The organism is Algoriphagus boritolerans DSM 17298 = JCM 18970 (assembly GCF_900108085.1).
Lineage (GTDB): Bacteria > Bacteroidota > Bacteroidia > Cytophagales > Cyclobacteriaceae > Algoriphagus > Algoriphagus boritolerans.
The window spans coordinates 19,246-33,431 of record NZ_FNVR01000008.1 but is presented as its reverse complement, the minus strand read 5'-3'; the positions used below and the strand labels follow the sequence as shown (position 1 = coordinate 33,431).

Annotated in this window: 17 protein-coding genes; 8 read left to right on the top strand and 9 right to left on the bottom strand. The window is 39.3% G+C overall.

Features of this window, described 5'->3' with window-relative positions:
- Positions 1–47 precede the first annotated feature (47 nt).
- The gene (locus tag C4S61_RS09265; protein WP_160111221.1) at positions 48–1,625 is read right to left on the bottom strand and encodes a PKD domain-containing protein; all 1,578 of its coding nucleotides are present in this window, start codon (positions 1,623–1,625) and stop codon (positions 48–50) included.
- Positions 1,626–2,664: 1,039 nt separating this feature from the next.
- Between C4S61_RS09265 and C4S61_RS09255 the strand changes: the two genes are divergently transcribed.
- From C4S61_RS09255 to C4S61_RS09235, 5 genes are read left to right on the top strand one after another with little or no spacing between them, the layout of a single operon-like run.
- Positions 2,665–3,906: a dihydroorotase gene (locus tag C4S61_RS09255; RefSeq protein ID WP_103924516.1), complete on the top strand. Its 1,242-nt coding sequence runs from the start codon at positions 2,665–2,667 to the stop codon at positions 3,904–3,906.
- Positions 3,899–4,411 (top strand): DUF4199 domain-containing protein, encoded by a 513-nt coding sequence (locus tag C4S61_RS09250; RefSeq protein WP_103924515.1) that lies wholly within the window; start codon positions 3,899–3,901, stop codon positions 4,409–4,411. The genes C4S61_RS09255 and C4S61_RS09250 overlap by 8 nt, the downstream gene beginning before the upstream one ends.
- Positions 4,412–4,418: 7 nt before the next feature.
- On the top strand, positions 4,419–4,967 hold the full coding sequence (locus C4S61_RS09245) for a DUF4199 domain-containing protein (protein WP_103924514.1): 549 nt from the start codon (positions 4,419–4,421) through the stop codon (positions 4,965–4,967).
- A 3-nt stretch (positions 4,968–4,970) separates the two neighbouring features.
- Positions 4,971–5,933 (top strand): glycosyltransferase family 2 protein, encoded by a 963-nt coding sequence (locus tag C4S61_RS09240; protein WP_103924513.1) that lies wholly within the window; start codon positions 4,971–4,973, stop codon positions 5,931–5,933.
- Positions 5,933–6,895 carry a glycosyltransferase gene (locus C4S61_RS09235; protein ID WP_103924512.1) on the top strand — a complete coding sequence of 321 codons (963 nt, stop codon included), beginning with the start codon at positions 5,933–5,935 and terminating at the stop codon, positions 6,893–6,895. Before C4S61_RS09240 ends, C4S61_RS09235 begins: the two co-directional genes overlap by 1 nt.
- Here C4S61_RS09235 and C4S61_RS09230 read toward each other — a convergent pair.
- The 8 genes from C4S61_RS09230 to C4S61_RS21805 form a co-directional block, all read right to left on the bottom strand.
- Entirely contained in the window at positions 6,892–7,656 is a 765-nt protein-coding gene (locus tag C4S61_RS09230) for a class I SAM-dependent methyltransferase (RefSeq protein ID WP_103924511.1), read from the bottom strand. The two genes, C4S61_RS09235 and C4S61_RS09230, sit on opposite strands and share 4 nt — an antisense overlap.
- Positions 7,657–7,752: 96 nt before the next feature.
- Positions 7,753–8,115: a coiled-coil domain-containing protein gene (locus tag C4S61_RS09225; protein WP_103924510.1), complete on the bottom strand. Its 363-nt coding sequence runs from the start codon at positions 8,113–8,115 to the stop codon at positions 7,753–7,755.
- Between the two features lie 46 nt (positions 8,116–8,161).
- Positions 8,162–8,338, bottom strand: coding sequence for an Arc family DNA-binding protein (locus C4S61_RS09220; RefSeq protein ID WP_103924509.1), 177 nt, complete (start codon positions 8,336–8,338; stop codon positions 8,162–8,164).
- A 397-nt stretch (positions 8,339–8,735) separates the two neighbouring features.
- Complete coding sequence (ftsY, locus tag C4S61_RS09215; RefSeq protein WP_103924508.1) at positions 8,736–9,692, bottom strand: signal recognition particle-docking protein FtsY; 957 nt, start codon at positions 9,690–9,692, stop codon at positions 8,736–8,738.
- 93 nt (positions 9,693–9,785) lie between these two features.
- Positions 9,786–9,938 (bottom strand): DUF4295 domain-containing protein, encoded by a 153-nt coding sequence (locus C4S61_RS09210; RefSeq protein ID WP_103924507.1) that lies wholly within the window; start codon positions 9,936–9,938, stop codon positions 9,786–9,788.
- Positions 9,939–9,976: 38 nt separating this feature from the next.
- Positions 9,977–10,159, bottom strand: a complete 183-nt coding sequence (gene rpmG / locus C4S61_RS09205; protein ID WP_009036148.1) for a 50S ribosomal protein L33 — start codon at positions 10,157–10,159, stop codon at positions 9,977–9,979.
- A 32-nt stretch (positions 10,160–10,191) separates the two neighbouring features.
- The gene (gene rpmB, locus C4S61_RS09200) at positions 10,192–10,434 is read right to left on the bottom strand and encodes a 50S ribosomal protein L28 (RefSeq protein WP_103924636.1); all 243 of its coding nucleotides are present in this window, start codon (positions 10,432–10,434) and stop codon (positions 10,192–10,194) included.
- A gap of 87 nt (positions 10,435–10,521) precedes the next feature.
- Entirely contained in the window at positions 10,522–10,689 is a 168-nt protein-coding gene (locus tag C4S61_RS21805) for a DUF5522 domain-containing protein (protein WP_160111220.1), read from the bottom strand.
- Positions 10,690–10,762: 73 nt separating this feature from the next.
- Here C4S61_RS21805 and rocD point away from each other — a divergent pair, with 73 nt between their 5' ends.
- From rocD to hemB, 3 genes are all read left to right on the top strand, one after another.
- The gene (gene rocD / locus C4S61_RS09190) at positions 10,763–12,034 is read left to right on the top strand and encodes an ornithine--oxo-acid transaminase (protein ID WP_103924505.1); all 1,272 of its coding nucleotides are present in this window, start codon (positions 10,763–10,765) and stop codon (positions 12,032–12,034) included.
- Between the two features lie 71 nt (positions 12,035–12,105).
- The gene (locus C4S61_RS09185) at positions 12,106–12,759 is read left to right on the top strand and encodes an HAD family hydrolase (protein WP_103924504.1); all 654 of its coding nucleotides are present in this window, start codon (positions 12,106–12,108) and stop codon (positions 12,757–12,759) included.
- Positions 12,760–12,763: 4 nt separating this feature from the next.
- Entirely contained in the window at positions 12,764–13,729 is a 966-nt protein-coding gene (gene hemB, locus C4S61_RS09180) for a porphobilinogen synthase (protein WP_103924503.1), read from the top strand.
- Positions 13,730–14,186 lie beyond the last annotated feature (457 nt).

Here is a 14,186-nt window from a genome sequence, read left to right as displayed (position 1 = left end):
TTAAAAAAGAAAATCAACTTTAACCCTAAATTGAATACAAGTAAGCCTCAGTTGTTATTGATAAGTTTGAGAATTTTGACTTGTTTCCCATCTTGGATTTTTAGAATGATGATGCCTTTTGGCAAAGTTCCAAAAATATCCTGGAGCTGAATCGTTTGTCCGGATCTGATCGGAATGCTTTCTTTTCTTGAAAAATTGCCAGCGTCAAATAGATCAAGCGTTACCAGATATTCCTTGGATTCAAGTCGGTCATTAAAGTTAAGATTAAAATTCCCGCCGGATGATGGATTTGGGTATACCAGCCAGGTATCCCTTGTTGATAATAGGGGTATGTCTATCATCTTCACTTCGCTGAAGTCATTTAAGCCCTGCATCTTTCTCAATATCCGATAATAAAACCGTTCCTGAGTCCGAGGTAGGCCTTGGTCCACAAATTCATAGGAGCTTGAATCCGCATTTGATTTCTGGCCCAATACGGTACCTATAGTGAAAAAATCAGTTATATTTCCCAAACTGCGCTGAATGTCATACTCCACCCCAGCTGCTTCGGAGGTCATTTCCCAAGTTAATTTAACAGTGCCATTTGAGGAAGTAAGCTCGAATGATTTCCATGTCAAATTCAAAACGGAAGCTATGTCCAATAGGTATTCTTCAGTCTGCTGGCATCCATTTGCATCCGTGACCGTGAGTTGGTAAAGTCCATCGGCAAGATTAAAAATGTCTTTATCAGTGCTGGTGAATCCATCTGGTCCTGTCCAATAATACGTGTAGGGCTCAGTTCCGCCGGTTACACTTTCCACATAAATAATACCTGACTCGTCGTTTATTTTAGTCGGGAAAATAGTCACTTGAATCCCAAAATTGGGGTCAATAAAGATGTCCTTTACAATAGTGGTAGTTGATGTGCCGTCATCTACGCGTAGTGTAATCGGGTATGTACCAGTACTTGGGAAATTATAAACCGGATTGGCTAGGTTGGAATCAAAAACACCGTCGTTGTTGAAGTCCCACGAAAAAGTATAGTTAAATGGGGGAGTTCCTCCGATTGTTTCACTTGTAAATTGAATCGTAGTATTGCATATTCCATTGGAATCGAAGTCAAACTTGGGAAATAGCGGAACTGCCGCAGTAAATCCGTCCGGATTGGTATAGCACTGAGAATTTATATTGCTTTTTGTACTGACAATGCAGGTTGTTTCGGGTTTGACAGTGCCAGTCTCCCAATACATAAAAATGTCCTTGATTTCAATGACATCACCCCACTTCCAGGTAAAATCCCGAACCTTCACCCAGACATTAAGTAATACCTGTTGTCCCGAATAGATACAGTCGTACTGATCGTCTGCTATCAATACCTTATTGACCACTACATCATAAAACATGAACAGATTGTAGCCGTTTGTAGTGGATCCTCCAAAATTCACCCAAAGCTCTCCAGTCACAGTTTCTCCTAGTTCATAGTCGTCTGTAACGCTAAACAGATTTCCATCTTGATTTCTTAATTGGAAGCCTGTAACTGTAATGTTATTTTGAGGGCAACTGGCGAGGAGTAAATAGGGATCCAGTATTGCTGCCAAAAAGAAAGCAATTGATATAATTCGCTTTAGGATTAAATCCAATTTCATGGGGCTTCCCAATTTCATCAATAAGAATTGAATGAAATGGAAGTGAATCTAAGCCTAAAGATTGGATGAATTTTAAAAGTGGAATTCCCTGTAAATTAAATGAATGGGACAATTTTTTAGATCTTAATTGTACTGAATTTCATAATGTATATTATGAAATTCAGTTTCTTGGATATGTTTAATTTTCTCCGAAAAAATTCTATTCACTTTAGAGAATCAAATGAATATTAATGTAAATAAAATGTAACGAAAAAAAAACAATAAGGACTTAAGCTAGAAGAAGATTTTGATTTTGGACTTAATGAAATGTAAATAAATTACAGATTTGATGAAAATGCTTTTATACCATGAAGACTGATAACTACCTATAAACCAAAAGGTAACCCTTACCTTCCGGTTCGCCGGGATTCGAAGAGGTAGCCAGTCCCGAAGAGTTTCTTGAACCTTCCCGCTTTTTAGCGGGACGCACTAGTCCCATAGAATTACGGGAAGCAGATCAACTATTCGATATAATTTCGACTTTTTTTCTTTCTGATTTCAAGTTTGCGTTTTAATGCAGAAGTCCTGTCAGTTAGTGTTTCTATAGATTTAATTTCCCAAAACGGCACACCAGATTTCCTAGAAGGAGTAAGCCTTGCATTGTGATGTTTCAATCTTCCGTCAAGGTTATCAGTAGATATAAAGTAGTATTTCTTAGTTTTGGAGCTGAATAATGCTAAAGACCGGCAATGTTTTATCGGATTTTGCATTAGAGTCCGTGACGAGCGTTTAAAATTTAAAAAAATCAAGTATTTAACGAATGAGGTATAGCAACGTGCTGGGGAATGCTTTAAATGCAGTGAAGCGATTGATTTTGAAGCATTTTAAGCTTGGGATAGGAATTCTAATCCCTATTCCGGATTAAAGGAGAAGTCAATCGAATCAAATGAGTTTTTGGGATTAGAATTTATTGCCTATGCTTGAATTTTGGGAGAGGAATTATCCATAGACTTTTCTTTTTCTACATTAATGTTGCACTTTTGCAGCAAAACTTAGATGGATGGCAATAGTACTAAGAGACCTCAGATTAATTCAAGATGGTAGGATTTTAGGACCCTCGGATTATTCATTTGAAAACGGGTCAGTTGGTAAGGCCTCTAAACCAAACTCTACCGATTTTGAAGAGGTAATCGATTGCTCAGATTTTTTAGCTTCCAAAGGGTGGATAGACCTCCGCTGTGGTCTGGGAGAACCAGGTGAAGAATACAGGGAAACGGTTGAAAGCCTTTGTCAGTCTTTAACTGCAAGTGGATTTGTTCAGGCTCTAATCATGCCCAATACCAACCCGGTCATCCAATCAAAAAATGAAGTTGATTTTGTGCTGAATAAAGCAAAACCTCATGCTTCAGAATTAATAGTCATGGGTGCAGTGACCAAGAATTCACAAGGGGAAGATCTTACAGAGATTTTGGATATGCATTACCAATCCGGTCTTCGATTTTTTGGAGATGGAACGAAGACCTTATCCAATTCTGACCGATATATGAAGATCTTGCAATATCTTCAGAAGTTTGACGGTGTTTTATTTGATCATGCTTATGATCCGCTTTTAGCGATTTTTGGACAAATGCATGAGGATGTTATCTCAACTCGATTGGGAATGAAGGGGCTCCCTAATCTTGCCGAGGATATAGCTATTCAGCGAAACTTGGAGATTCTTAGGTATACTGGAGGTCGTGTACACTTTCAGACTATCAATACGGCAAAGGGGGTTGAATTAATCAGAAATGCAAAAAAGGAAGGGCTTAATGTCACAGCTGATAGTTCAATTTATCAATTGATTTTTTCTGATTCTGATTTGATGACATTTGATTCTAACTACAAAGTAAAACCTCCTTTTAGAGGAATTGAGGACAGAAGTGCACTAATAGAAGGACTAAAAGATGGGACGATTGATGCCATAGTTTCTAACCATCAGCCTCAAGATTTTGATTCTAAATTTGCAGAGTTTGATTTGGCCGCATTTGGGATGGCTGGATTGCAAACTTTCCTTCCCGCAATGGTAAAACTTTCCGATGAACTGGGTTGGGAACTTTTGATTGAAAAAATCACGAGTGGACCTGAACGGATAGTTGGTGCGCGGAGTGAATCCCTGACAATTTTTGATCCGAATGAAAAATGGGTATACAATGAAAAAACGAACAGATCTCTTTCCTCAAATAATCCTTGGTTTGGTAATGAACTTAAAGGGAAAGTGAAGTTTGTGGTTCAAAAGGGCCAATTGATAAAGATAGATGAATAAATATCTTTCAACGGCGTATAAATTTGGAGGGCTTGGTGGAGTTTTAAGTGTCCTCTCATTCTATAGCTTGTCATTTTTAAACCCCGATCCGACTAACCTTAACCTGATTTTTGGATATTTTCTGGTTCCCGTTTCCATTTATTTGTCGATCAAATTCTATAAAGAATATTCAAATTCAGGCTTTCTTTCTTTTGCAGAAGGAATGACCGTGGGATTCGTTACTTATGGGATCATCGGGATTTTGTCAATAGTTGGAATTTGGCTTGTCCTTCAATTCTCTCCCGAATTATTTGAAGTGATAAGAAAACAAAAGCTCGATCTCCTCATAGAAAATCGCCAACTGATCATCGCTCAGGTGGGTGAAAATTCATTTTTTGCGACAGAGGAAAGCATGAAAAATCTTACTCCTTGGAACGTGGCAGTAAATGACGGCCTTTGGAAAATCATCCCTGGAATGTTTTTTAGTATCATTATTTCAATAATTTTAAGGAAAAACCCTAACTAATTCTTTTATGGAAGAACAACAAACACCCATGCAAGCGGCAATAAAACCAGGTCTAACTATGGGCCTTGTAGCTTTAGCCGTCACTTACATTGCCTATTTTATTGATGCTGGTTTATTGGCGTCTGGTTGGTTTGCATTAATAGCATTAGTGATTTTCTTTGCCTTGATTATCTATTTTGGGAAAGAATATCGAACTGAACTCGGTGGTTTTATGAGTTTCGGAACTGCGTTTAATTTCAGTTTCATTTCAATCTTAATCTCAGGAATTGTTTCATTAGTCGGTCAGATCCTTCTTTTCCAAGTAATTGATCCATCTTTACCTCAGGTTTTAGCAGATATAACCTTTGAAAATTCAATCAAAATGATGGAAAGTTTGGGTCAAAATCCTGACTCCCTTCCACCTGATACATTGGACGAAATCAGAAACAGTACTGCATCGAGCTTTACAATTGGGGGCCAAGTGAAGAACTTTGGTTTTGCACTAATTGGATACGCTGTCATTGCTTTAATTTTGGCTGCTATTCTTAAAAAGCGCGATAAATCGCTAGATTATTAATCTATGATCCAGATTTCCGTAGTTGTTCCTGTTTTCAACGAGGAAGAATCAATACCAGAGTTAGCTCAGTGGATAGGCCGTGTGATGAATACACACGGCTTTTCTTATGAGGTGATCCTCATCAATGATGGCAGTACAGATCGCTCTTGGGAAGTGATACAAGGGCTTACTACTAAAAATAATTCATTAAAGGGCCTGAATTTTACACGCAATTTCGGGAAGTCCGCCGCCTTGGATGCAGGCTTTCGACGTGCAGTCGGGGATGTGGTGATCACTATGGACGCTGACTTGCAGGATAGCCCGGATGAGATTCCCGGATTGTATGATATGATTACTGTTGGTGGTTTGGATGTGGTCTCAGGTTGGAAAAAAGAGCGACACGACCCAATTTCAAAAACAATTCCTTCCAAATTTTTTAATGGAGTGACTCGGTGGATCTCCGGGATCCAATTGCATGATTTCAACTGTGGCCTGAAGGCTTACCGAAATAAGGTGGTAAAAAATATTCAGGTTTATGGCGAAATGCACCGTTATATCCCCCTGTTGGCTAAATGGAATGGATATGGAAAGATCGGTGAAAAGATAGTCCAACACCAACCTCGGAAATATGGCTATTCTAAGTTCGGTTTTGAGCGGTTCCTGAATGGATTTTTGGATTTGATTACGGTGTCTTTTGTGCACCGGTACAAGAAAAAGCCGATGCATTTTTTTGGATTATTGGGAACACTTTCCTTTTTGTCCGGATTTGGGATTACTGCCTGGTTGATTTTTGAGAAAATCTATAGCTTGAGTAAAGGGCTCAAAGTGCGTGAAATAGTAGATCAACCCTTATTTTTCCTTGCATTGGTTGCGCTGATTATCGGTGTTCAGCTTTTCGTTACTGGCTTTATTGCAGAATTGATGACTTCCAATCAGTCTAAAGAAATCGAATACAAAATCGATGAAGAGGTCAACTTTGATTTCTGATGTTTTTTTCTGTCATCATACCAATTTTCAATCGGCCATTAGAGGTTTTTGAGCTTTTGACAAGTTTGGTAGACCAATCCTGTAAGGATTTTGAGGTCATTTTGATTGAAGATGGATCCACTCTTAAAGCCGATCTGGTGGCATCGAAGTTTAAATCAGATTTAATTATCCGCTATTTTTTCCAGGAAAATCAAGGACAAGGATTCGCAAGGAATTTTGGGATGACTCAGGCCAAAGGAGATTTTTTTGTGATTTTGGATTCTGATGTTATTCTTCCTAAAGATTATTTACTGGTTTTGGAAAGTGCAATTATTTCAAGGAAACTGGATGCCTTTGGTGGTCCTGATGCAGCTGCTCCAGATTTTTCCAATCTTCAAAAGGCAATGGATTTCGCGATGACTTCTTTTTGGACCACAGGCGGAATCCGGGGCAAGTTAAAAGATCCTTCCAAGTACCAAGCTAGAGGATTCAATATGGGGGTTTCAAGGAAAGTGTTTGAATCCTTGGGGGGATTTGTTGATCCCAATAGAGGAGAAGATATCGAGTGGAGTATTCGGATAAAAGAAGCGGGTTTTAAACTGGAATTGGTTGAAGAAGCTTATGTCTATCATAAACGAAAAAATACGATTAAGTCTTTTGTAAAACAGGCCTTTTCGTTTGGTAGAAACCGGGTTAATGTCTCAAGATACCACCCAAAAGCCATCAAATTGGTCCATTGGATGCCCACATTTTTTCTGATTTTCTTGATATCGATTAGTGTGAATGCGCTTTTTTTTCGCGTTTTAATTATTCCTCATTTGCTGATTTTTGGGACCTGGGCTGCATTGGTTATTTACCAGGCAAGCTGGAGGTATAAGTCCATTTTAGTCGGAGATTTAGCGCTATTGACCTCCATTCTTCAGCTGAGCGGTTATGGATTGGGATTTATTTATGAGCTTTTCAAAAAAGGTGTAAAAGGCTAATTCCCTTTTTTGCAAACGAAAATCACTTCATCCGGTGCCAAGGCAAAACGAGCTACTTTTTCAGGAGAAAGCTCCTTTACAAAAGTGTTTTCCTCGAGTTGAAGTCCAGATTTCCGGAGTCGTTCCGCATAGTCCTTCCCAAACTTTCTCACATGATCCCGTTGGCCAAATAGTCTTTCTCTTTCTGAAGGATCTGTGATCGATTTGTCTTCGATGGTTTTTTCCATATTGTAGACTGGTGACTGAAGAATTCCCCATCCGCTTGGTTTTAAGACACGATTGAATTCCGAGCAAGCCAATAGATCATCATCCACATGCTCCAATACGTGATTGCAAAAAATCACATCAAATGTATTATCGGGAAATGGGATGGAGTGAACGTCCATTTTTACTTTCGCCAGAGGCGATTCAATATCGGCTGTGATGTAGTCCAAATTTGGGAGCGCTTCAAATCTATCTATGAAACAGTGCTCAGGAGCCACGTGCAGCACTTTTAATTTACTGGTAAAAAAATCTGTTTTCTCCTTGAGAAAAAGCCACATCAACCGGTGTCTTTCCAATGCCAGGCAGCTCGGGCAAAGTGCATTTTCTCTGGCTATTCGTCCATAAGGCAAGAATTTTTTATAGTGATTTCTGCAAATTGGGCATTCTACTGCGTCACCTTGATTGAATTTCGAAAGTACCTTCAAAACTAAGGGACTTACTATCTGGAGTATGGGCCTGGGGATGTAGCGAATTACAAAACTTATTAAGGATTTCATCTTGAAATTATTGCAAAGCAAGTTACTTAATCCCTACAAAAGAAAAGGGAGCCAGTATTTAATTAGCTCTGGTTAGACATTGAAGAAAACTAGGGGTTAAATCATCTCTCCCGATTCCTTTAAAAATGCTTCTAGCCCAGAAATTTGTTTTTGGAGCTTCTCGATAGCTTTACGTTGCTTTTCTAAAGCTTTGGTGGATTTACTGATGTCGTTGGGTGAAAGTCTTCCGGCTGAATTGTTCTTTTCGAATTTGCTAAGTTTAGAATTGTATTTATCCTTGGTTTTACTCAATTTCAATCTGGACTTTTCCAGTTTTACTTTTGCTTTTTGAACTTTTTGTTCCTCTTTTATTTCTTTTTTGGTCGATGAAGATTCAGTTTGGGCATAAGCTGAATTGACACGTGCAGTGGAAAATAAAAGTGCTGTAAAAATTCCCAGAATTAGTGACAGTCTTTTCATTGTGCTAAGGGATTAAAGTGATAACGCTACAATAATAAGTAAAATATTAGTCAGAATGTTCAGCTGAATTTCCTTTTGGCAGCCTACCCGCTTTTTTAAGAGATTCTCGAATCATCCACTCCAATTGTCCATTAGTGCTTCGGAATTCATCAGCGGCCCATTTTTCTATGGCCTTCATCATGGATTCATCGATGCGTAAGGCAAATGCTTTTTTCTTGGACATGATTTATTCCTCCATAGTGAAATCTTCTTCTTAGTCATGAAGGGATTGACCCAAAAGAATCCTTGGGCGTTGAGGTTGCCTTTTTATTCTCCAAATAAAAGCATAACCACGGCCTTATTAGGCTCTACGATGAAGAATCCGGGAAGACAGATGATCGCGAGGAATAGGAGTATGGCTCCAAGGATAAATATCCCTTGCGTGAAAAGATAAATAGAGGCTCCTATGCTAGCTAAGTCTAAGAAGAGAAATGTAGCCTGAGATGGATTTGATCACTTTTTCCGTTTCAATATGATGTTAAAATGATATCATTGTGAACGAAGACAAAAAATTAAGAAAGTTCAACTTTCTAGAAAAAAATGCCATCAATTATCAAAGCATTTTTATGAGAGTTAAAAGCTTATTTCTTTTTGAAGAGGGAGTCTACAAATTCCTTTCTATTAAAAATTTGCAGATCGGTCATTTTTTCACCGACCCCAATGTACTTTACGGGGATTTTAAATTGGTCAGAAATCCCAATGACCACACCGCCTTTGGCTGTGCCATCGAGTTTTGTAATGGCCAAGGCTGAAATTTCTGTAACCTTGGTGAATTCTTTCGCTTGGATAAAGGCGTTCTGGCCGGTGGATCCATCCAAGACCAGCAATATTTCGTGGGGTGCATCCGGGATGAACTTCTGCATGACTCGTTTGATTTTGCTCAATTCGTTCATCAGGTTGACTTTGGTATGCAGTCTTCCGGCTGTATCGATGATGACAATGTCTGCACCCGTGTCTACGCCCTGTTTTACAGTGTCAAATGCTACCGAGGCTGGATCCGTGTTCATTCCATGAGAAACCACAGGTACGCCTACCCGATCGCCCCAGAGGATCAATTGATCGACTGCTGCGGCCCGGAAAGTATCCGCGGCACCAAGAACAACTGATTTTCCGGCATTCTTAAAAAGATTTGCCAGTTTGCCGATTGTGGTGGTTTTTCCTACACCGTTTACACCTACGACCATGATGACATAGGGTTTTTTATCTGTTGGAATGTCAAAATCCAACAAATCCTGAGAATTGTTTTCTTCGAGTAGAGCGGCTATTTCCTCTCGGAGAATAACGTCCAACTCTCCGGAATTGAGGTATTTATCCCGGGCGACTCGCTCTTCTATTCTTTTGATTACTTTGATTGTCGTGTCTACTCCTACATCGGAGGTGATCAGGATTTCCTCCAATTGATCCAGTACTTCCTCATCGACTTGAGATTTTCCTACGACAGCCTTACTTAATTTGGAGAAAATGGACTCATTAGTTTTTTGAAGACCTTGATCCAGGTTTTCTTTTTTTTCTTTCGAGAAAAACCCAAAGATTCCCATGTTGCGCTGATTTTTAAAAGTGAAATATAATGAAAAAGTCCCTGCTGACTTTAATCAGAGGGACTCAATTTCCATTACGATGCGCTTGGCAAATTATTTTTTCAAGGTCTCTTGAACCAAAACGGAAGGAACCATCTCTTCTCTGAAGGTGTAAGCGCCAGTCTTTGCAGACTTCACCGCTCGGATTACTTTGGCGTAAGATACGCCACCTTCTTTTTTCAGGGTTGCTACTACTTTCTTAGCCATTTTTTTGTCGTTTAAGCGGAATTGCTTCCGAGCTAATATTATTTAATTTCTTTATGTACAGTTACTTTCTTCAGGATTGGGTTGAATTTTTTCAATTCCAATCGTTCAGTCGTATTTTTTCTGTTTTTGGTAGTGATGTATCTGGATGTACCTGGCATACCAGAGTTTTTGTGCTCTGTGCATTCCATGATCACTTGTACTCTATTTCCTTTCTTAGCCATCTCTGTATGATTTTAGGGGACTGTAACTTTGATTATTCAATAACAATCATTCCAGTATCCTGCGCTTTTTTCAAGACTGCAGTGATGCCATTTTTATTGATCGTTCTCAGTGCCTTTGAGCAAACTTTCAAAGTAATCCATGCGTCTTCTTCTGGGACGTAGAAGCTCTTCTTGTGAAGATTTGGGTAAAATCTACGCTTGGTCTTGTTGTTTGCATGAGACACGTTGTTACCTACTTGAGGTCTTTTTCCGGTAATGTCACAAACTTTTGCCATGATATTGTATCGTAAATGGGATGCGTTTCTGTAATGAGTCTGCAAATATCGGAACTTTTCGGGAATTAGCAACAAGCAGATTCAAAATTATTGCCTATTTCCCATGTCTTTTGGATAGGGACAATGTTTACATCCGTTTTCGCAGCAATAGCCTCTTTTCAAGTGGTAGGTTGCTGTAAAAACCATCAAGCCCCGTTCGTTAATATAAAAATCTTCCGCTGATATTTTCGGAAGTGGGTTCTTTTTCTGTTTCATGGCTTTGCCCAATGGCAATTACTATATTTGAGACTCTTTTGATTCAAAAAATTCGCGTAAAAATAACCAAATCATGGAAACAATCACTTCAAGTAAGCAAGCAATCCAACTTGAGGAACGGTATGGCGCTCACAATTATCACCCCCTTCCGGTAGTCCTGACCCGAGGCGAAGGGGTTTATCTTTGGGATGTTGAGGGCAAAAAGTACTTTGATTTCCTGTCTGCTTACTCAGCGGTGAATCAGGGGCATTGTCACCCGAGAATCAAAGATGCCATGATCGAGCAAGTAGGCACCTTGACTTTGACCTCCAGAGCTTTTTATAATGATGTGCTTGGGCCTTTTGAGAAATACATCACCGAGTATTTCGGATTCGATATGGTCTTGCCCATGAATACCGGTGCCGAGGGAGTAGAGACTGCACTAAAACTTGCTAGAAAGTGGGGCTATGAACGAAAGGGAGTAGCTGAAAATAAAGCAAAAATCATCGTAGCAGAGAATAATTTCCATGGCCGCACCACGACCATTATTTCATTTTCTAATGATGCCAATGCTCGCAAGAGCTTTGGGCCATTTACCGATGGGTTTATTCGCATACCGTATGATGATATCGTTGCGCTGGAGCAAGCCTTGGAAATTGAAGGGGTTGTTGGGTTTCTTATAGAACCAATTCAAGGTGAAGCGGGGGTCTACGTGCCAGAAGAGGATTACATGAGAAAAGCAAAAGCAGCTTGTGCTGCCCAAAATGTGCTTCTTATTGCCGATGAGATTCAAACTGGAATTGCCAGAACCGGCTCATTACTCGCTGTCTGTGGTAACTGTACTTGTGAGGCACATTGTGAGAAGCAAGAAACTTATGCCAAACCTGATATTTTAATATTAGGGAAAGCAATTTCAGGGGGATTCTATCCTGTTTCCGCCGTGTTGGCAGACAGGGAAGTGATGGAAGTGATCAAGCCAGGTCAGCATGGGTCTACTTTTGGAGGAAATCCACTTGGAGCCAAAGTGGCCATGGCTGCTCTCGAAGTAGTGCGGGATGAAAAACTCGCACAAAATGCCAGAAAACTGGGTGAAATTTTTCGCAATCGGATGCGGAAAATGGTCGATAGAAACCCAATCGCTAAACTGGTCAGAGGAAGAGGCTTGCTCAATGCGGTGGTTATTAATGATTCACCTGATAGCACTACCGCTTGGGATATTTGTATTCAGCTCGCTGAAAATGGACTTTTGGCGAAGCCTACCCACGGAAATATCATCCGTTTCGCTCCGCCGCTGGTGATTACCGAGGATCAGTTGCATGAATGCTGTGATATCATTGAGCGTGTTATTTCCAACTTCAATAAATAAAATAGTATTAAACATAGAATGGATCACTTTTGGTTAAATCCGGAAGCGATTCATTCTTTTTCTAAACTCCAATGACACGAGCAGTAATTTTTGATATGGATGGGGTCATTTGTCATACCAATCCATTCCATTCCCAGGCTTTCAAGATTTTCTTTGAAAAACGAGACTTGTTTCCAACCGAAGATGAATTCGCGCAGCACATGTATGGAAAGAACAATGGTTACATTTTAAGTCACTTTCTGGGAAGGAAAATAGAAGGTGAGGAACTGGCAGATCTTGAATTTGAAAAGGAGAGTCTCTTTCGAGAGATTTACCAACATCACATAGATCCCATTCCGGGATTTATGGATTTTTTCAAAGAATTAAAAAATGCCAAAATTAAAACCGGAGTGGCGACTTCCGCTCCTTTTGCCAATCTCGAGCTAATAGCGGGTAAGCTTGATCTTTTTCCGTATCTGGAATCCGCCTTGGCTAGTGAACAAGTCAGCAAGCACAAGCCTGATCCTGAGGTGTATTTAAAAACGGCGGCCAATCTAGCTATGCAACCCAGTCAGTGTGTCGTTTTTGAGGATTCTTTCCCGGGTATTACCTCGGCCAAAAATGCCGGTATGAAAGTGGTGGGAGTATTAAGTAGCCATAGGAAGGAAGAACTGCCTAATTGCCATTACTACATTGAAGATTACAGAAATTTAAGTGTAAAAGAGATTTTAAGTCTAATAGCTTAAACCAATGCAGAGAAGACCTCGAAGAAACCGTAAATCCGAATCGGTTAGAAATCTGGTAGAAGAAACCAGTCTCTCCGTAAAAGATCTGATTTTCCCACTTTTCCTGATTGAGGGATCAAATAAAAAGGTGGAGGTAAATTCCATGCCTGGGATATTTAGATATTCTCAGGATTTGATGTTGCGGGAGATCGAGTCGTGCATGAAGCTTGGGATTACGGCATTTGATGTTTTTCCGGCTTATCCCGAATCACTTAAAGATTCCATCGCTTCCGAAAGCTATAATCCGGAGACTTTTTACCTGAAGACTTTGCGTGAAATCAAAAAGCAATTTCCGGAAGTCTGCCTCATGTCGGATGTCGCTATGGATCCTTACAGCAGTGACGGGCATGATGGACTTGTGAAAAGCGGAAAAATCCTTAACGATGAGACGCTTGAAATTCTCGGAAAAATGTCTTTGTCCCAAGCGGATGCCGGAGTTGATATTTTGGGGCCATCGGATATGATGGATGGGAGAGTGGGCTATATCCGCAGTCTTTTGGATGAAAATGGGTTTACCGAAACCTCCATTATGTCCTACACTGCGAAATATGCAAGTGCATTCTACGGTCCCTTTAGAGATGCCTTGGATTCGGCCCCCAAGTTTGGTGACAAAAAGACGTATCAAATGAATCCGGCCAATTCTCAGGAAGCGTTGATTGAGGCGGAGCTCGATTTTGAGGAAGGAGCAGATTTTTTGATGGTTAAACCTGCTTTGAGTTATCTCGATATCATTAAGCTCTTGAGTGATAATTTCCCCTTACCGATTGCGGCCTATAATGTTTCCGGTGAATACAGCATGGTAAAAGCTGCCGCGGCTCATGGTTGGTTGGATTCTGAACGAGCTATGCTCGAAATTTTGCTTTCAATTAAGCGTTCGGGAGCTAAAATAATCCTTAGCTACTTCGCAAAAGAGTTTGCATTGCTGAAATAGTGCGTTGTTGGTTTAAATTTTGATCAAATGCTCGATTAAGTCGGGCTTTTTTTTTGATTCAAGGTCTTTTTAAAACCAATTTTTTCAAAAAAATTCATTGAAAATGCGATTGATGGATAAAAAAAATAAAAAAATCAAAAATTTATGTTTTTCATAATTTTTGAATTTTAAATGAAAATTTTAATAAATTGTTTAAAACAAAATATAGTATTGAAAAAACTAATTTTAAAATATTTTTATTCTGATTAAGTGGTTTCGTAATCGTTTTCATAAAATATCCTAAATGGTTTCCAAATTTTATTTTTTCAATCATGAGGTTCTAATATTATCCATAAATGGATCATTTTTTAAAAAAAATGTAAAAAATGGTTTAAAAATCATATTGAAAGTTGTTTAAAATTACTGAAAATTCAAAAATCAGTTTGTTTTTATGCTTTTTTTATAATTACATTCGAAT

Coding starts and splice junctions, on each gene's coding strand:
- C4S61_RS09265 (WP_160111221.1), bottom strand. CDS start 1,625: ATGAAATTGGATTTAATCCTAAAGCGAATTATATCAATTGCTTTCTTT.
- C4S61_RS09255 (WP_103924516.1), top strand. CDS start 2,665: ATGGCAATAGTACTAAGAGACCTCAGATTAATTCAAGATGGTAGGATT.
- C4S61_RS09250 (WP_103924515.1), top strand. CDS start 3,899: ATGAATAAATATCTTTCAACGGCGTATAAATTTGGAGGGCTTGGTGGA.
- C4S61_RS09245 (WP_103924514.1), top strand. CDS start 4,419: ATGGAAGAACAACAAACACCCATGCAAGCGGCAATAAAACCAGGTCTA.
- C4S61_RS09240 (WP_103924513.1), top strand. CDS start 4,971: ATGATCCAGATTTCCGTAGTTGTTCCTGTTTTCAACGAGGAAGAATCA.
- C4S61_RS09235 (WP_103924512.1), top strand. CDS start 5,933: ATGTTTTTTTCTGTCATCATACCAATTTTCAATCGGCCATTAGAGGTT.
- C4S61_RS09230 (WP_103924511.1), bottom strand. CDS start 7,656: ATGAAATCCTTAATAAGTTTTGTAATTCGCTACATCCCCAGGCCCATA.
- C4S61_RS09225 (WP_103924510.1), bottom strand. CDS start 8,115: ATGAAAAGACTGTCACTAATTCTGGGAATTTTTACAGCACTTTTATTT.
- C4S61_RS09220 (WP_103924509.1), bottom strand. CDS start 8,338: ATGTCCAAGAAAAAAGCATTTGCCTTACGCATCGATGAATCCATGATG.
- ftsY (WP_103924508.1), bottom strand. CDS start 9,692: ATGGGAATCTTTGGGTTTTTCTCGAAAGAAAAAAAAGAAAACCTGGAT.
- C4S61_RS09210 (WP_103924507.1), bottom strand. CDS start 9,938: ATGGCTAAGAAAGTAGTAGCAACCCTGAAAAAAGAAGGTGGCGTATCT.
- rpmG (WP_009036148.1), bottom strand. CDS start 10,159: ATGGCTAAGAAAGGAAATAGAGTACAAGTGATCATGGAATGCACAGAG.
- rpmB (WP_103924636.1), bottom strand. CDS start 10,434: ATGGCAAAAGTTTGTGACATTACCGGAAAAAGACCTCAAGTAGGTAAC.
- C4S61_RS21805 (WP_160111220.1), bottom strand. CDS start 10,689: ATGAAACAGAAAAAGAACCCACTTCCGAAAATATCAGCGGAAGATTTT.
- rocD (WP_103924505.1), top strand. CDS start 10,763: ATGGAAACAATCACTTCAAGTAAGCAAGCAATCCAACTTGAGGAACGG.
- C4S61_RS09185 (WP_103924504.1), top strand. CDS start 12,106: ATGACACGAGCAGTAATTTTTGATATGGATGGGGTCATTTGTCATACC.
- hemB (WP_103924503.1), top strand. CDS start 12,764: ATGCAGAGAAGACCTCGAAGAAACCGTAAATCCGAATCGGTTAGAAAT.